Source organism: Paenibacillus sp. alder61, assembly GCF_020179875.1.
Classification (GTDB): Bacteria; Bacillota; Bacilli; order Paenibacillales; family Paenibacillaceae; genus Fontibacillus; species Fontibacillus faecis.
Genome location: NZ_JAIUDG010000008.1, coordinates 235,049 through 253,021, shown reverse-complemented (window position 1 = coordinate 253,021; position 17,973 = coordinate 235,049). Strand labels below are relative to the sequence as shown.

General features: G+C 54.3%; 14 protein-coding genes. 9 read left to right on the top strand and 5 right to left on the bottom strand.

Going from position 1 to position 17,973, the window contains the following annotated elements; all coding sequences use genetic code 11:
• Positions 1-349: 349 nt before the first annotated feature.
• The 4 genes from LBW89_RS10845 to LBW89_RS10830 all read right to left on the bottom strand — a co-directional run bounded on the left by LBW89_RS10845 (position 350) and on the right by LBW89_RS10830 (position 5,758).
• The gene (locus tag LBW89_RS10845) at positions 350-1,210 is read right to left on the bottom strand and encodes a transporter substrate-binding domain-containing protein (protein WP_148453616.1); all 861 of its coding nucleotides are present in this window, start codon (positions 1,208-1,210) and stop codon (positions 350-352) included.
• Between the two features lie 192 nt (positions 1,211-1,402).
• Complete coding sequence (locus LBW89_RS10840) at positions 1,403-3,370, bottom strand: methyl-accepting chemotaxis protein (protein ID WP_148453614.1); 1,968 nt, start codon at positions 3,368-3,370, stop codon at positions 1,403-1,405.
• Between the two features lie 397 nt (positions 3,371-3,767).
• Entirely contained in the window at positions 3,768-5,081 is a 1,314-nt protein-coding gene (locus LBW89_RS10835; protein ID WP_225039168.1) for a sensor histidine kinase, read from the bottom strand.
• Positions 5,081-5,758, bottom strand: coding sequence for a response regulator transcription factor (locus tag LBW89_RS10830; protein ID WP_225039167.1), 678 nt, complete (start codon positions 5,756-5,758; stop codon positions 5,081-5,083). The genes LBW89_RS10835 and LBW89_RS10830 overlap by 1 nt, the downstream gene beginning before the upstream one ends.
• Before the next feature lie 197 nt (positions 5,759-5,955).
• On the opposite strand from LBW89_RS10830, the gene LBW89_RS10825 reads away from it, so the two are divergent.
• From LBW89_RS10825 to LBW89_RS10805, 5 genes are all read left to right on the top strand, one after another.
• The gene (locus tag LBW89_RS10825; protein ID WP_225039166.1) at positions 5,956-6,699 is read left to right on the top strand and encodes a polyphosphate polymerase domain-containing protein; all 744 of its coding nucleotides are present in this window, start codon (positions 5,956-5,958) and stop codon (positions 6,697-6,699) included.
• Positions 6,692-7,375 carry a DUF4956 domain-containing protein gene (locus LBW89_RS10820; protein ID WP_213509283.1) on the top strand — a complete coding sequence of 228 codons (684 nt, stop codon included), beginning with the start codon at positions 6,692-6,694 and terminating at the stop codon, positions 7,373-7,375. The genes LBW89_RS10825 and LBW89_RS10820 overlap by 8 nt, the downstream gene beginning before the upstream one ends.
• A 35-nt stretch (positions 7,376-7,410) precedes the next feature.
• The gene (locus tag LBW89_RS10815; RefSeq protein WP_225039165.1) at positions 7,411-9,606 is read left to right on the top strand and encodes a carbohydrate-binding domain-containing protein; all 2,196 of its coding nucleotides are present in this window, start codon (positions 7,411-7,413) and stop codon (positions 9,604-9,606) included.
• 479 nt (positions 9,607-10,085) lie between these two features.
• Positions 10,086-10,640: a GrpB family protein gene (locus tag LBW89_RS10810; protein ID WP_211373308.1), complete on the top strand. Its 555-nt coding sequence runs from the start codon at positions 10,086-10,088 to the stop codon at positions 10,638-10,640.
• Between the two features lie 59 nt (positions 10,641-10,699).
• Complete coding sequence (locus LBW89_RS10805) at positions 10,700-12,298, top strand: sigma-70 family RNA polymerase sigma factor (protein ID WP_225039164.1); 1,599 nt, start codon at positions 10,700-10,702, stop codon at positions 12,296-12,298.
• Positions 12,299-12,358: 60 nt separating this feature from the next.
• On the opposite strand, the gene LBW89_RS10800 is transcribed toward LBW89_RS10805, so the two are convergent.
• Complete coding sequence (locus LBW89_RS10800) at positions 12,359-13,156, bottom strand: nucleotidyltransferase domain-containing protein (protein WP_225039163.1); 798 nt, start codon at positions 13,154-13,156, stop codon at positions 12,359-12,361.
• Positions 13,157-13,355: 199 nt separating this feature from the next.
• Between LBW89_RS10800 and LBW89_RS10795 the strand changes: the two genes are divergently transcribed.
• From LBW89_RS10795 to LBW89_RS10780, 4 genes are all read left to right on the top strand, one after another.
• Positions 13,356-14,561 (top strand): hypothetical protein, encoded by a 1,206-nt coding sequence (locus tag LBW89_RS10795; RefSeq protein ID WP_225039162.1) that lies wholly within the window; start codon positions 13,356-13,358, stop codon positions 14,559-14,561.
• A gap of 162 nt (positions 14,562-14,723) precedes the next feature.
• Entirely contained in the window at positions 14,724-15,719 is a 996-nt protein-coding gene (locus LBW89_RS10790) for a hypothetical protein (protein ID WP_225039161.1), read from the top strand.
• A 34-nt stretch (positions 15,720-15,753) separates the two neighbouring features.
• The gene (locus LBW89_RS10785; RefSeq protein WP_225039160.1) at positions 15,754-16,359 is read left to right on the top strand and encodes a 4Fe-4S single cluster domain-containing protein; all 606 of its coding nucleotides are present in this window, start codon (positions 15,754-15,756) and stop codon (positions 16,357-16,359) included.
• Positions 16,346-17,971 (top strand): AAA family ATPase, encoded by a 1,626-nt coding sequence (locus tag LBW89_RS10780; RefSeq protein WP_225039159.1) that lies wholly within the window; start codon positions 16,346-16,348, stop codon positions 17,969-17,971. Before LBW89_RS10785 ends, LBW89_RS10780 begins: the two co-directional genes overlap by 14 nt.
• Positions 17,972-17,973 lie beyond the last annotated feature (2 nt).

Here is a 17,973-nt window from a genome sequence, read left to right as displayed (position 1 = left end):
GGAACCCTCCTTTTTTTCTTGGGTTATGGTTTTGGTCAACTATAACTTCGAGAACTTGGGGAGGTGTTCCTTTTTTTGCTGTAGAAAACTCAGTCGTGTCAAGGCTTTTGAATTATGAAATCGACTTAATATGCAGGTATTCTTGTTAGTCAAGGTTATCTGATCTGACGGGGCACCTAGTATGCAAATCAATAGTTCAAACTATATAGTTTGTTAAAAACGACCATATCGGATTTGCCTTGGCTTGAGTTGCCGACCGAAATCAAAGAGCAACTGGTAAAGCAACTTAAAATGAAAAAGCCTCCCCTTTGATTGAGTTCAAAGGGAGGCTTCTTTTTTTTAATATCCGTTACTCCATCCACTTTTTGAAGAGGGCGTCGAATTTGCCTTGCAGCTTCATTTCATCCATCCACATTTCCAAGTAGCTGGCATATACGAAGTCACCGCGCGGAATCATGAAGCCTTTTTCGCTCTTGGTGAACGGCTTGTCCGTCAATGCGGCATACAATCTGGAATCCGCTTTGGCGTAAGTCATCGCTTCAACCGTATCGGTAATCATTACGTCATAAGTGCCGTCGGCTACCAGGTGCGGGATGTCCAGGTTGTTCTCAACTACGGTTACGTTCGCTTTTGTCAGATGTTGACGTACGAATACTTCGTTGGTTCCGCCCGGGTTCACGCCGATGCGGACCGATGGTTTGTTGATGTCTTCCAGCGTTTTGTACTTGTCTTTATCTTCGGCGCGGATCAAAGGCGCTTTACCGAAAGTGACATATCCTTGGGAAACATACGCGGTTTTTTGTCTCGCTGTGTTGCGGGTTACGCCGCCTACGGCGATATCAAATTTGTCCGCTTGCAGGTCTTTCATCATGTCGGACCAGGTCGTTTTGACGAAACGAACTTCTACGCCCAAATCCTTAGCGAGTTCTTTAGCGGCGTCTACGTCATAACCTTCAAATTCATTCGTTTTTGGGTTCAAATATGTAAAGGGCTTGTAATCCCCGGTCATACCCACACGGATATAGCCTCTCTCGATGATGGCATCCAATTGGGACGCAGCGGCTTTCTTTTCTTGCCCGGGCGCATTGGACGCAGCGGATGCGGCCGATACGTGTTGTGCGGCGATCAGGTCATGGCCGACATAGCCGGTGCCTACCAGGGAAAGCGTCATTACGCCGGCGATCAATACTTTTTTCCAATTTTTCAACATGAAAATTCTCCTCCGATTCTTGTCTGGTTGTTGTTTAGGTGAAGCCTGCCTGCAGCGGGCCTCCGGTGACTTGGTGACTAGTCCCTCTCCTTGCGTCTTTGCAGCAGCTAGACCGTTCCTTGTATGGCATCCCCCCTTTCAAGTCGTTCGTGCTGTACTTGCCTCCGGGTATTCGGAAAGGGACGATGACGATTAGATTTTGAATTTGGACAATTCGTTCCGCAGCTCTTCGGCAACATTCTGCAGCTGTTGAACGGACGAAGCGATGTCTCCCATGGAGCGAATCTGGTCTTCCGCGGCATGCGCCGCACTCTGAGCGTCTTTGGACGTCATTTGGGCGATCGACTTCATTTCTTCTACCGAAGCGCTGATCTCTTCCGACCCGGCCGACATTTGCTGCGAAGCCGCGGTGACTTCCAAAATATGCTCGGCGACGTTGCGGGAAGCGTCCAGGATGTTGGTGAACTTCTCGCGAACATTTTCGATATACGCGATTCCGGTTTTGACGTCGTTCCGGTTATCGTTCATGACTTGAACGGCATTTTGCGCTTCATCGCGAATTTCGTTAATGATTTCGGCGATTTCTTCCGTAGATTTGCTGGATTGCTCCGCCAGTTTCTTGACCTCTTCGGCCACGACCGCGAAGCCGCGTCCATGCTCGCCCGCTCTGGCCGCCTCAATGGAAGCGTTCAGGGACAGAAGATTGATGTGCTTCGTAATATCGGTAATGATGTTGAGGATTTCCACAATTTGCTGGGAACGCCCGTGAAGGCGCTCGATAGCCTCGCCCACTTTGTCGGTCCCGGCACCGATGTTACGAATTTGATCGACCGCTTGCTCGACGACCGCGGAGCCGTCTTCGGCATGGCTGGCCGCTTGCTGAGCCACTTCCGAAACCTGCGAGGAAGACTCGGCGATTTTCACGACGCCTCCGGCCATCTCACGCATGGATTGGGAGATCTCTTCGGCGCTTGCCGCATGCGTCGTGGCGCCGTCGGAGATTTGGCGAATCGAGCTGCCGATGACGTTGACGCTCTGTTTGGTTCTGTCGATCCCGTGGGATACCGACTCCGTCACGCTCATAACCTGATTGGAAGTTTCGGTAACCCCTTCGATCAGATGTTTGAGATGGGAGACCGTCTGGTTGAAATCCGCGGACAGCACGGCGATCTCGTCTTTGCCGTGGACCAGGATATTCTTCGTCAGGTCGCCTTGAGCGACATCTTTGACCACCGCATTCAGCTTCTGAATCGGCCGGATCAGTTGGACCGTGAACAGGTAGGCGAACACAATCGCCACCGCCAGAACGATGATGGAGGTGATCAGCAATTTACGGGTCAATTCCGTAATGGGCGCAAACAGCTCATTGGTCGGAGCGGTGACGAAGACGCCCCATTTATACGTCGTTGCCGCATAGGCACCGGAATAGTCAGCGTTGTCTTTGCTATATTTAAAAACCCCGGAGGCTCCCTGCAAGGCGTTTTCGTAAGCCTTGACGATATCTGAATTATTTATCTCCTGCACCGTTTTGGTCAGCACCAATTCCTTTTCGGGGTGCCATAGGAACTTACCGGCTTTACTAACGAGAAAAGCATAGCCGCTCTTACCGTATTTCTGCGACGATACGGATTCCTGCACAGCGTTGATCGGCAGGGTCGAACCCATATATCCGTACTGCTTGCCGTCTTTCATCAGCGGAAGAATCATCGTAACGATGTTGTTCTTCGTGCGTTTGGAGACGACGGGTTCGGAAACGACGATCTTTCCTTCCCCTTTGCCCGCTTCCTGATAGTGGACGCGATCGGAGACATCGGTAGTCTCGCCAAGGAAATTGATAACGTTCTTGCCGGTCAAATCATAGGAAAAAAAGAAGGTTTCAAATTCCTTGTTTTGTTCCTGGGCCTTCTGAATCAGCTTAAGATCTTCCTCTTTGTTCCCCGTGATCAGTTTCCCGATGGAGTCGACTTTAGCGATCTCGGAATCGATGAAATGGTTGATTTCCGATGCCAGATTGGACGCGGTTAACTGGGCTTCCTGCTTGATACTGTTCTGCAGCAGCGAGGACGCGCTGTTATAACTGATCAAAGACACGGCGCCCAAGCTCAACAGCAGCAGCAGACAAATCAGAATGATCATTTTTTGCTTAAGTTTCAGGCTCATGCAAAAGTTTCCTCCCCTATGGTAGTTCCGGGGCCCTACTCGGTTACTCTCCGAATTCTGCGCTATGTCCTCTGTTCAAAACGGGACAGGAATCCTATGTACTGTGGATTATTATGCAAAATATCTGGGTATTCGGTAAGACTCCACTTAGCTGTTATCGGCAGAAGAAGTTCAAATTTCAAGCGATTTTCCGAAAAAACACAAGTTTTTTTTGGTGAACCGCTTACAGTCCCCTTTTGGGAGTAGCGCGGTCGACCCGGGTCAAAAGAACTTGAACTACGGGGGAGTAAGCACCCATGGCCTGAAATTGTATTCGCATGGCGGATGGAAGCGAAAAAGGGCTGTGACGCGGATATCATCCCGGTCATAGCCCAATAGTTTGAAACAGGGGTGCTATTTACTTTTCAGGAAGGTGAACGAAGAACGAGGCCGATTCGCCCGGGATGCTTTTGGCGTAGATCTTCCCCTTGTGCTGTTCCACGATCGACTTGGCGATGGCCAGGCCCAGCCCGTAGCCGCCCTGCTTGCGGGCCCGGGAAGGGTCGGTCCGGTAGAAGCGGTCGAAAATCCGGCCCAGATGCTCGGGGGCAATGCCGGTTCCGGTATTATGCACCGCAAGAACCGCCTCATGAGGTTGCTTTTTCAAGGTCAGGGTGATCTTTCCCTTGGCGTTCGTATATTTGATGGCGTTGTCCAAAAGGATCATGACCACCTGCTTGATCTGCTCCCGGTTGCCATACACGGTGATGGCCGGTTCAATGTCATAATCCAGGATCAACTCCTTTTCGAAAATGACGGCCTCCATCGTCAAAATAATCGTCTCCACCGCTTCGCTCAAATCGAATTTGGCGAACAGCGGATGATCCCGGGAGTCTTCCATCTCGGTCAAATACAGCAAATCATTGGTCAGCCGGGTCATCCGCTCCGTTTCCGATTTGATATAATGCAGCCATTTCGCCTGGCTGGAAATCGTATCCTCCCCGGCCGCAAGCAGCACGTCGGCATTTGTGTTGATGATGGACAGCGGGGTTTTCAGTTCGTGCGAGGCATCGGCAATAAACTGCTTTTGCTTGTCGAAGGCCTCCCGAACGGGCTGAATCGACCGATTGGCGAAATAGCGGCTGACAAAGAACAGGGCGACCAGCATGACCGAACCGACAACCGCGAACGTGTATATCAAATTGGTCAGAATGCCCTGACGCGAAGTAATGTCCAGGAAGACCAGCTTCTGTCCACCACCCATCACCGGCCTTGCCGTAAAAATCCAGGTGCTCTCGTCCAGCTTGAACTGTCCGGTCCCCTTGTGCATGGATAAGGCTTTCCGAAGGGCGGATTCATAGAATGTCTGATCAAAATCGAATTTGGACTCCCAGGAGATCAGTGTTCCGGAGGCATCGGTCTGCAGCGTAAAAGAGACCGAGCGCTCCGCCTGCGCGTTGCCGTTATCCGGCAGCAGCCCATCCGCGGGCCCCGGATCGAGCGGGCCCCGGTTTCCGGGGGGCATCATGCCCGAGGCATCGTCCCGGCGGAAGCGGCCTTCTTTTCCGTTGTCTTTTTGGGAAAAGTCCATAACCCGATGCAGCTCCATCTGGATGTCATTGCGGACATCCCGGTACGTAATCATATAAATCGAAGCGAAGGCGACGAGCATCATGACCGAAATGGTGATCAAATTCAGGAGCAGAAACCGATTCCGCAGCTTCTTGAACATCAGGCCGTCACCTCAAGCACATAGCCTACGCCTCGAATGGTGCTGATACGCACCGCAGAATTCAGGAAGGTCAGTTTTTTTCGCAAAAACGAGATGTAGACCTCGACATTGTTGTGCTCCACCTCGGAATCGAAGCCCCACAGCTTTTCGATGATCTGTTCCTTGGACGTCACCGCCTGTTTGCGCGCCATCAGGAGTTCCAGCAGTTCGAATTCTTTCAAATTCAGCTTGATTTCCTTCCCCTGGCAGGTCAGCTTCAGAGTGGCCGTGCTTAGCTCGATATCCCCGAATTTCATGGCATCCTCCGGAAGCACCTCCCCTTTTCGTCTCAGCGCCGCCCGGATTCTCGCCATCAGCTCCTCGGTCGAAAACGGTTTGGCGATATAATCGTCCGCCCCGCAATCAAGCCCCATCACCTTGTCGGAGATTTCCCCTTTGGCCGTAAGCAAAATGACGGGCGTGGAATCGCCCTCCTCCCGCAAGGCTCTCAGGACGCTGATTCCGTCCATCTCGGGCATCATGATGTCGAGCAGCAGCAGGTCATAGATCCCGCTGAGCGCATAGTCCAGCCCCGAACGGCCGTCGTGAACGGCATCGACCGAATAATTATGTTTCTTCAAAATTTGGGTCAAGGCTTCCGCCAAATGCACTTCGTCTTCCGCGATCAGTATTCTCATGGTTTGTCATCCCCTGCACGCAGCGTTCTTTTTAATGAAGCCATTATAACAGGATTACCTTTAATCAACCTTAATCTGACTTTTATTAACGCTGTGTAAACCCGTTTAAGATTCATTAAAGGTTCGGGGGCTAAGATACAGACATCGGAACGGCGGATGACTGTCCGCTGAGAACAATAAAGAAAGGACTGGGTGCATTGGCGATTGAAGTCTTCAACCGGTATGAGAACAAATATTTGCTCGATACGGAAGCCTACCATACGATATACTCCGCGCTGCTTGATTATATGGAACCGGACGAGTACAACCGGCAGCACGGGTTTTACTCGATCAGCAACCTGTATTTCGATACGAAGCAGGATTCGTTGATCCGCACGAGCCTGGCGAAGCCGAAATATAAGGAAAAGCTGCGGCTCCGAGCCTACGGGGTTCCCGAGCAGGACGCCAAGGTCTATCTGGAAATCAAGAAAAAGGTGTTCGGGCTGGTCAACAAACGGAGGACGGCGCTCCGGCTGAATGAAGCCTACGAGTTCGTCCGCACCGGAATCGAGCCGGAATACAGGGATTATATGAACAAACAGGTTCTGCGTGAAATTACATATTTCCTGCAGCGGTATGAACTGGAACCGAAAGTGTACCTGGCCTATGAGCGGAAGGCGCTATTCTGCAAAAAAAGCCGGGATCTGCGGATCACCTTCGACACGAACATGCGGAGCCGGCGTTATGACCTCAAGCTGGAGCAGGGTTCCTATGGAGAGCCCTTAGTGGCCGAGGGATTATGGCTGATGGAAGTGAAGGCGGAGAAGACCGTTCCGCTTTGGTTGGCCAAACTGCTCTCGGAACACGGGATGTACCGGACCAGCTTCTCCAAATACGGCAACGAGTACAAAAAAATGCTGAAAAGCGGATTATCGGAAAAGGAGCGACAAGTTTATGCTTGATTCCATTTTTAACACATCACTCATCAATACGGAGCTTAGCTTCACAAATGCGGTACTGACGATTCTGTTCGCCATCGTTCTGGGCGGTATCATCAGCGTGACCTACATGAAGACCAATCCGAAAGGGTACTCGCAAAATTTTACGCTGACCATGGTGCTGCTGCCCTCGATCGTGGCCATTATTATTCTCCTGATCGGCAGCAATGTCGCCAGGGCCTTCAGTCTGGCCGGAGCTTTTTCCATCATCCGGTTCAGAAGCGCCCCCGGCGATCCCAAGGACATCTCGTACGTGCTGTTTACTATGGCGGCGGGCCTGGCCTGCGGCGTGGGATCGTTCGGTTACGCCGTGCTGTTCACCCTGATTTTGTGCCTGTTGATGTTTATTCTGAATCGGTTCAACTTCGGAGCCAGAAAAACGCTGCAAAAGGTGCTGAAGGTGACGATTCCCGAGAACCTGGGATACGAGGAAGCGTTCGAGGAGGTATTCAACAAATACGCCGTGGCGTACGAGCTGAAAAAAATCAGGACGACCGAGCTGGGCAGTTTGTATGAACTGGTGTACGCCATCTCGATCGATCACTTGACGAATCAGAAGCAATTTCTGGACGAGATTCGCTGCCGCAACGGGAATTTGGACATTTCACTGACGATGAGCCCGACGGCGGCCGATTACTGAAGCGGAGGCAAGAATGATAAACGAAAGGATGAAGGATGATGAGGAAGTTTGAGTTAAGCAATAAGCTGGGGATCTTGCTGTTGAGTTTGGCGCTGTTGTCGGGGTGCGGGTCGGCCGCCGCGGGTCAGACCGGCGCCGCGGGGTCAGGCGGGACGGCGGCGGCCGAAGGTACGGCCGCTGAAACGGAATTCACCAACGCTCATGCGGCCGACCTGGTGAGCTTTGAGGCGGAAGACACGGCGGCGGAATGGAGCGCGGATGGCTCGACGGCGATCCGGCTGAACGGAACGAGCGCGGAGATCAGCGGCGGTTCGGGTGCGGTGTTCCGGGACGGGGCCGTGACGATCACGGCCGCGGGTACCTATGTGCTCAGCGGGCAGCTGAGCGACGGGCAGGTTGTCGTCGATGTGCAGGATAAAGGGAAAGTCCGCCTGGTGCTGAACGGGGTGGACATCCATGACAGCGACAGCGCTCCGATCTATGTAAAACAAGCGGGCAAGGCTATCATTACTTTGGCGGACGGTTCGGAGAATGTCATTACCGATGGAGAGAAATACGTCTATCCCGACGCCTCCACGGATGAGCCGAACGCCGCGTTGTTCAGCAAGGCCGACTTGACGATCAACGGAACCGGCAAGCTGACGGTGACGGGGAACTACAATAACGGCATCACCGGGAAGGATGACCTGAAGATCGCCGGAGGCATCCTGGACGTGAAGGCCGCCGACGACGGCATCATGGGCCGCGATGCGGTCGCTGTTCAGGACGGCAGCATCACCGTGAAGGCGGGCGGCGACGGGATCAAGTCGACGAATGACGAGGACGCGTCCAAAGGCTTCGTCGCCATCGCCGGCGGCGCGTTCAAGGTGGAAGCCGGCAGCGACGGCATCCAGGCCGAGACGGCCCTGGTTGTGGACGGCGGCACGTTCGACCTCGTTACGGGCGGAGGGAACGCGAACGGGGAAGTGAAGACGCCGGAGCAAGGGCCAGGCGGGCCTTGGGGCAAAACGGCGGCGAGTACGGAAGGCGGAGCGGCGGCAGGAGGCGGCGGCGGAGCGGACACCGCGGCGACAGCTGGGACCGGCACCGCGGGGGGCGACGCCGCCGGGACGGCGGAGGAGACGGAGTCGGCCAGCGCGAAGGGGCTGAAGGCCGGCACGGACATCAGCGTGAACGGCGGCAGCTTCACGATCGACTCCGCCGACGATGCCGTGCACGGCAACGGTAATGTGGGCGTGGGCGGCGGCGAGCTGCGGATCGCGACCGGCGACGACGGTATTCACGCGGACGCTCTGGTGTTCATCTCCGGCGGCAAGGTGGAGATCGAGAAGAGCTATGAAGGCGTCGAAGGGGCGAATATTACGGTGGCCGGAGGCGAAGTCCGGGTAAAGGCCTCCGACGACGGCGTTAACGTGGCGGGCGGCAGCGACGACTCGTCGGCGGATGGACGCCCGGAACAGGACTCGTTCAGCAAGACAGGGTCGGGGAATAACCTGCTGACCATTCGCGGAGGCTACCTGGCCGTTGATGCCGATGGCGACGGCTTGGACTCAAACGGTTCGATCGCAATGAGCGGCGGTACGGTGGTGGTGCACGGGCCGACTTCCGGCGGCAACGGGGCGCTGGATTACGACGGCAGCTTTGAAATCAGCGGCGGGATGCTGGTTGCCGCGGGAAGTTCGGGCATGGCCCAGGCGCCGTCCGACACGTCCAGCCAGTACTCGATCGCCATGAATTTTCCGCAGGCGCAGCAGGCCGGGACCCCGGTTCGTCTGGAGGATGGCGACGGAAAGACGATTCTGAGCTTTACGCCGACGAAGAATTACCAAACTGTCGTCATCAGCACGCCGGAGATGAAAAAGGGCGCCTACACGCTGTATACCGGCGGCACGAAGGCCGGCACGGAAACGGACGGCCTCCTCACCGGCGGAACCGCAACGGGCGGCACGAAGGTTGTGGCGTTCGACATCACCGACAGCACGACCACCTGGCTGAACGAGTCGGGCGTGACGGCCGGCAATACCGCGGGCCGGGGGCCCGGCGGCGGGGGCGGAGGCCGCGGCATGAGGCCGGACGGCGGAACGGCCCCGAACGGGGGCGCCAGACCCGAGGGCGGCACACCTCCGGAGAACGGCACGCCTACGGAGGGAAGCGTTCCGCCCGAAGGCGGGGCGATCCCGGGCGGCGGCGGGACAACATCCGCATCGGGTGGAACGGGGATGGAGCAATAATGGAAAAGAGGCTGGATCTGCGGCGTGGCTGCGGACCGGCCTTTTTTTTCGGCGTCATAGGTTGGGATCTGGGTTCGCGTGCAGATGGATGCAAATAAATGCAAAAATGCAGGAATTTTTGCCGTTTCTCGGGGGGCGGAACAGAAAGGATGCAAATCTGCAGGAATTTTTTGAATATTGGCGACTGATGGGAGAATTCTCCGGAAAAGCCTGCAGATTCGCAGGAATTTTTGATTTACGGCCTCAAATTAGGAAAAAAGCCTGCAGATTTGCAGGAATTTCTGATTTACGGCATCACACGGAAAAAGCCTGCGGGTTCAGATCCGAAAGTACACGTGGGACCTGGCAGGTCTGTTAAAATGATGATAAAGGCGGAGCTATTCGAAAATTCCTACCTCGTCAGAAACCCGAATAAGCTGGCGCATGCGCATCTGTTTATCGAATCGAATTGAATTGAACTGAATCAAGGGAGGTAAGAGATGATGCACAGTCAAATCCAGGTTGTCCGTTACAACCCGGAATGGGCGGAACAGTTTGAAGAGGAGAGGAACAGGCTCTCATCGCTTCTTGGTGCCGAGGCCGAGGCGATCCAGCATGTGGGGAGCACCTCGATTCCCGGTCAGGAAGCGAAGCCCATTATCGATATTTTTGTGGGGGTTCGCCCTTTTAGAGAATGGCCGTTCTACCAATCGCTCCTGGGTTCGAAGGTTTACGAGTACGTTCCGACCGGAATGAACGGAAGATATTTGTTCAATAAATACACGGACGGAACTTGGACCCACAACATTCATGTCCTTCCTTACGACGAGGAATTTTATTTAAGGAACGAGATCCTTCTGCGGGATTATTTGCGCCGGCACCCCGAGCTGGTCCGTGAATACGGCGAGGTGAAGAAAGCTTCGGCCCTGCGGTTCGGCACCGAACTTGAGGCGTACACAAAATCCAAAACCGGCTTCATTCAGAAAGTGATCGATACCGCTCGTGCGGAAAAGGGGCTGCCGCTGGAGGACGTCTGGACAAACGAGCCCAAGTAACCTTTGAGAGCCTGGGCGGCACTTCTATATCGAGTACGGAGATAAAGGAGCGGACAGCCTTGAGGCTAGAAGATATAGAGAAGGCCAGACAGGGGAACAAGGAGGCTTTTGCGACGGTGGTCCGGCATTATACGGCCATGGCGAAGGCGGTTGCCTACGGGAAATTGAAAGACCGCCAATTGGCGGAGGATGCGGTGCAGGAAGCCTTTACCGAGGCATTCCTCCACCTGGACCGGTTGAAGACCGCCGAGGCGTTTCCGGGCTGGTTCAAGACGATCGTCCTTCGGCAGTGTTACCGGATTCTTCGCCGTAAACGGGAGCGGGCGGTGCCTTATGAGGAGGCGGACGAAGGGATCCGCCAAACCGGCCAAACGGACCGGGTGGCGGAAAGGGTTGTAGAAAGGGAGCTTCAGCGATCGGTTCGCGACTCCCTTGCCACCTTGACGGCACCGATGCGTCTGGCGATTGAGCTGTTTTATTTTCAGGGCTATACCTTGCAGGAGATTTCGGCCTTCACGGGAACCTCGGTGCCCGCGCTGAAAAAAAGGCTCCATGACGCCCGGAAAAAGCTAAGGGGCTCCCTCCCCGTGGCCGACCTGGTCTCCGTATATCATCAGCTGTACGAAGGAGGAAGAAGGATGCTTCATCTCGTAAATGGCGATGTGGTGGAACAAAAGCTGCGTCAGGGAGGCGTTCAAGGCGACATTCTGGTGTGGCGGGAGATCTATACGCACGGGCCGATCTTCGCAAAGCCGGAAGAAGCGGGGAGCCGGGCTCGGCGGGCGCAATATTTGGAAGAGACTTTGGGCATTCCCGGCGCCGAGTATATAAGGATCAGCGAAGCGCAGGAAAAAGTGCTGGCGGAGGTTCGGAATTATGAAGAGGTCGTCCTGTGGTTTGAACATGATCTTTTCGACCAAACGATGCTGTGTTATCTGCTGTCCCGGTTTTCCGGGCTGGACTTGGGGCGTACCAAGCTGAACTTGCTCTGTATCGGCGAATACCCGGGGGTCGAGGGCTTTCGGGGGTTGGGGCAGCTGACTCCCCAGCAATTAGGGGCCATGTCGGGAACCTGGACGCCGGTCGGGGCCGAGCAATTGGAGCTGGGGGCGAAATTTTGGGAGGCCTACACCTCTTCCGATCCTGTGCGCTTACAAGAACTGGTGGACCGGAACACTTCCGCCTTGCCGTTCGCGAAAGAAGCGTTTGGGCTTCATTTGGAAAGGTACCCTTCCGTCAAGAACGGGCTCGGGATCGTGGAGGAAACAACGCTGCAGTTTGTTCGAGACGGCGTGAACCGACCTTTGGAATTATTCCGGCAGGTCGGAGATCGGCTCTCCCTGTTCGGGATGGGCGACTTGCAGTACTGGCATATCCTCAGAAGCATGTCATTGGAACCCTGCCCGCTGCTGCACATTCGCGGAGTACCGTCGTTCCCCGGCTATGGGCAAAAAGCGGAGGCGCTCCGCGAAGGTACTGTGGAGCTCACCGGGTTCGGCGATCGCGTGCTGAATGGGGATGAGGACGCGGCTGCCCGTAGGGGGGTGGATGGCTGGTATGGAGGAGTACATCTGCAAGGGAAGGTGCCTGAGTGGCGTTGGGATGCCTCCCGGCGGCGGATTCAAGGTCCGCTGACGGAATCCAATTCCCCAACATAAAAATATCCCCGACTGTTCATCTGCAGTCGGGGATATTTTTGCGTGTAACGATATAGCTTTTTACAAGGCGAAGGATTCATAGACGCGGTCCAGATAAGGGACGACCTTATCCTCCGCGTCAAGTCGAGGCTCCAATTCCGGATAATCCTGGCGTAATTCGCGATAAATCTTAATGGCTTCCTTTATGGCCCGATAGCAGCTTTTTGGAGTATGAGCAGGGAGGGTGTCTTTCAATCGGATCACAGTCTGGCTGTTAAACTGCTCCAATCTCCGCACTCCTCGGGGGAGTTTCCCGTTCTTCACCTGGATGAGCGGACCAAGGACGGAGCTTCGGATGAAAGCGAGGCTGTCGATTACCTCGAAAAGCTCGCCTCGCCCCAACTTGGTGGCGCAATAGTGAATCCACACCCAGAACCGGTCCTCCATCCACTGTATGTCTACGTTTTCTGAATGACAGGTTGTGTCGAGCAACACTTTTTTGACCTCGCCGCTTCTTTCCCAAAGAATGACCGGGTCTTCCATCCGGTCCGCCAGCTCGGGGACGGAGACGAACTTCAGGTCCACATGGAGCAGCCGGCCTTTGAAGTCGTATAGGCAAATCAAAAGCCGGGGCTCACCGACATGTTCCCCCGTGAAGGCGGATAGCAAGGGTCCCAAACTTTTTGCGTAATGCAACCGTTCCTCGAGGATTTCTTCCCGATAGGCGGCATCATAAACCACAATCAAGTCCAAATCGCTGAATTCATCCAACGTTCCGGTCATGAGAGAGCCGCCTGCAAGGAGGCCTACAAACCGGGGGTCTGAACTGGCTTTTTCCCGGGCTTGGGAAAGAAGTCCCTCAAAAAAAGGTTTGAACATAAGTCATAACACTCCTTTAAATATGACCCCTCTCTGCAGAAGGGTATTACGCCAACATAGCAGGTTCAGGAAGAATTTGTCAACATAAAAAATACAAGGGCTGTGGATGGGAGTTTGTCCTCTTGTTGAGACGCAGGTCAGCGAGTATGGTAATAAAGTACATAGGATTACAGATTACAACGAGAGGATGAGGATTGTCATGACAACGAAAAAACTGCTTAAAGGCTGCCTCGCGGCCGCGCTGCTGATGGGAAGCATCGGATTGGCGGTCATAGCCGAGCCGGTCGGGGCAGAAGCCAATGCCGCCGGGGTGGTGAACAAACTCCCCGATCCGCAGTGGAGCCAACCGGACGTCGTGGGGGACTTGGGCAGCCTGGAAGAAGGACCGTTCGAGATTCCGAAGTTGAACACGGTATATTTACATACTAAAGAGGAGCATCCCACGCAGACGAAGATTTGGGTTGTAGATACGCTGAAGGCCTTTGATACCGAGACCGGGAAACTGAAGTGGTCGACCAACTTTGCCGATCCCGGAACCTCGCTGGTTCGCGAAGCGCAGCCGTATCTCGTTTCCCCGGACGGAACGGTGTATGTGACGTTTACCGATAACCTTTCACCGGCAGGAACCCAAGTTTACGCCGTGGGACCGGACGGACAAAGAAAGTGGACCCTGAATTTTTCCAGCAAGGATGGCTATCTGTTTAGGCTTGCCACCGGAAATTTGGTGTTTGTCTCCAGAGGCAAGATGGACGCGCTCGGCAATTACACGGGGGGCTCGCTGACGTTGATCGGCAAAAACGGGGCACGGCTTAAAAGCCTTGCCTATAAAGGGACCGTTACCGTCAAAGGCAGCCGGGTTCTGATCCAGACGAACTACGGCGGCGGCAAGGGCTCGCGGATCGAGGCCCTGGATGCTTCGCTGAAACGGGTGTTTGCGCACCAACTGCCGGCACAATCTTATGCCGAGGTTGATTATAACGAGGTGCTTGCCGACGGCACGGTTCTGGTCCGCGCGAATTTGCCGAAAACGGGCAACCGCCTGTTTGGGTTCGGTCCAACCGGTAAGCTCCTGTGGGGGCGGGATATCGCCGGGAACGCGGTGGTGGCCTCGCTCGGAAGTGGGTACGGCGTGTATGCGAACGGGAAATTATCACTTTTTAACGCCAAAGGCTTGGTCAAATCGGCCGCCATTCAGGACAAAACCGATTTCTTCATCGCGTTGAACTTGCTTCAGGATGGCAGCGTGGAGCTGAACTTCCCGGGTTCCGGCCGCTATGTGCTTGATCCGGTTACCCTGCAGGCGAAGTATACAATTCGGCTCCCGGAGAATGCCGGATTTACGTATTCGGGCAACGGGGTTGGGTATGTTGTGACGGAGAAGGGTTTCTCCCGGTTTAAGTTTTAAAGATGAAAAGGCGGTCCCGCGCGATATGTCCCGGGATCGCTTTTTGCATTTCTGGGTTAGCCATGAAGCCATCAAAAGCAGATCAGGCAGGAAAATGGGGGTTGGGCGGCGAAAAGGGTGAAATAAGGTAGTAATTTGTCTATAACTGAAGGGGTTTTGAACATGGACAATAATGATGCACTTAAAGAGCTGAAGTCAAAACGGAGAATCATTGTTTTTGGTATCCCTTTGTGGGCGCTGGGATTGTTTTTTGCCGTCTCCGAAAAAGAATGGTTCATGGGATTTTTAAGTTTGCTTCTCTTGGTTGCCAGCGTTTTTGCCATCATTAAATCAAATAAGCTGATTCGGGGTACGCTTGCCCCATATAGGCCGGGAAAAGGTTTTTGGTATTACCGTATGTCCGCGCAAAGCAAAAGAGCCTACATCACATCCGGTCAGTGGGTATTAGTTTTACTGCTCATCGGTTTTTGGATGCTGGATTATTTAAACGGCTATACGGCTGTAACGGCCGTCGGCGGTATCATCGCCCTTCAGGTGCTGGTAAAGCGTCGCATCAAGCTGCATACCGAAGTTGACGATGCCAGTCTGTTTGAGCTCGAAGAGCTTGGAATTATCCAAGAGGGAGAAACGGTCTCGTCGTTGTATAAGGATTTCGAAGAGTGGTCCAAAGTACCCGAAAACGCCAAGGTGTTGGCTCTGACGCCGGACCGTTTGATCGTCATCATCATGGCTTCGCCGGAGGCCGGGACAAGCTACGAAATCCGTTTACGGGAAATAAGCGGCCTCAATATTATTAACGAAGGAAAATACGGCCAAGGCGTTATTATTTCCTTAAAATTGGCTGACGAAACGGTGATCAATCTATTGCTGGAAGGGGAGAGTCAACAGGACTCTCCGGAGCAGTTTATTCAAGCCCTGCTGAATGGGCTCGATCGCGTGTACGCGGGAACGGCAGAATCGGCGGCCCCGAAGCCAAACATGAAACGTGTCTATCCGGAACAACCCCAACCCTCATTTCCGGAGGAAGGGCCGCGGCCGCAAATTCGCCATCTGGATATACACCAAGCCTCAAGCTCCCCAAATTCGACCGAACCTACGGATCGGGCGGATGCTAATCCGGCTGGGGAGAAAACGAACAAGCGAATCATTGACTTTTAGCTGAGCGATAAAAAGAGAAGGATGTGGACGGGGTGTGAACAGTAAATTGTTTGTGCATGACATCAACCGCCGCAGCTTCGTCAACGGTCCGGGAGCCCGCGCCGTAGTTTGGGTGCAAGGGTGCAGCTTGGGCTGCCCAGGCTGCTTCAACCCCGCGACCCACCCGGTGGAGCACCCTTCGGCAAGTCTCGTAGATCCCGCGGTTTTAGGCGAGGAGCTCGGAGGGCTGCCCGTGGACGGACTGACCCTGTCCGGCGGGGAGCCTTTAGAACAGCCACAGGCGGTTTCCGAGCTGATCAAATCTTTTCGCAGGGTAAATGCAGGTACAGTTTTAATCTTCAGCGGCTTTTCCTCCAGGCGGATCTTGGCCTCGGCGAAGGCCCGAGCCACGATCCTGCTGGCGGATGCCGTGCTTGCGGGGCCGTATAGAGAAGGAAGCGATCCCCGCGAAATTTGGAGTTCCAAGGAGCTTATTCTTGTAACGGAGCGTATAGAACCGCACACCCTGACCCCGGAACGGCGTTTGGAAGTGTCGCTGCAGTCCGGAAGCCGTTTGCGGCTTTCCGGTTATCCCAGTTCCGCGCAGGTCCGACATTTCAGCGAATTCTTAAAACAGGAGCTTGATTATGACGAAAGATGATTTTATCCGGGAGCTTGAAGTCCTGATCCGGGCCCGCTATGGAGTTATTCTCGTTAATACACTTGAGGAAGAACGGGCGTTGGATATGCTCACCGATTTGGCGCGCAAGCTAAACAAGCGATTATTGACCTGGTCTTGCACGAGGGGATTGGTTATGGATGGAGAGACGACGGTGCATGCCGATACCGTGGACCTTATGACCGCCATCGCCAAGGCTGAGCAGTTGGCCAAGGAGCCGTCCCTGTTTGTATGGCTGGATCTCCAGTCTCATTTGAACAGCTCTCCCGTCTATATTCGGCGGTTTAAGGAGCTGGCCCAGGATATTCGCGAAAGGATGCCCTCGAATTCAATTATCGTAGGGCCCTTAAAGGAAATACCCATCGAGCTGCAAAAAGAAGTTACCATCATCGACTTGCCTTATCCCGACTTGAACGAACTTAAAACGATCATTTTCCAGTTTGCCCAACAATATAAGGACAGGGAAGACCTACAGATCGATTGTTCGGAGCCGACGCTGGATGCGCTGGGGCGGGCTTCGATCGGCCTGTCGAAGACCGAAATCGAGAACTGCCTGGCTAAGTCGCTGGTGCAGCACAAGAGCATCACCGTTGAAAACATCGACTTCATTTTGGAAGAGAAGAAGCAGAACATCCGCAAGTCCGGCATTTTGGAGTATGTCGACACGGAGAATCTCGAGGCGGCCGATATCGGCGGTCTGGACAATTTAAAGAAGTGGCTGGAAATCCGCAAGCAGGCCTATACTCCGGAAGCGGAGCAATTTGGAATCGGCTGGCCCAAAGGCGTCCTGGTTGTCGGGATTCCCGGTTGCGGCAAGAGCCTAAGCGCCAAATGCGTGGCCGCTTCTTGGAAAATGCCGCTGCTCCGCCTGGATTTGGGCCGCGTATTCGGGATGTACGTCGGCTCCTCGGAAGCCAATATGCGGATGGCCCTGTCAATGTGTGAAGCCGTATCGCCCTCGATCCTATGGATCGACGAAATCGAGAAGGCGTTATCGGGCCTTGCCAGCAGCAATTTCAGTGACGGGGGGACGACTTCCCGCGTATTCGGCACGATTTTGACATGGATGCAGGAGAAGAAGAGCCCGGTCTTTGTGTTTGCGACCGCGAACAATATCTCCAGCCTTCCTCCTGAACTGCTGCGCAAGGGGCGATTCGACGAAATTTTCTTTGTCGATCTGCCGAACGAGCAGGAGCGTGCCGAAATCTTCCGGATTCACATCAAGCGCATCGGCCGCAATCCGGATCATTTCGATATTGCCAACCTGGTAAGATTGTCGGGAGAAGCGAGCTTCGGCGATGGAGTGCGTCTGACCGGCTCGGAGATCGAATCTTGCGTGAACCAAGCTTTGCTGGAGGCCTTTTTTGTAAGGAACTCCGAGAAGCACCCGGAAGGAGACGTGACTTCCTCTGATATAGAGCGGGCTATTGTCCAGTCCGTTCCATTGAGCCGCATCCGTAAGGAGGAGATCGGATATATGCGGACATGGGCAGCCGATAATGCGGTCAGAGCCAGCCTGGGACCGGAACAGCTCCTCTCGCAGGAGAACGCCAAGGTGAACGAGGTGACGGTGGGCAGAAATATTGATTTCTAAGG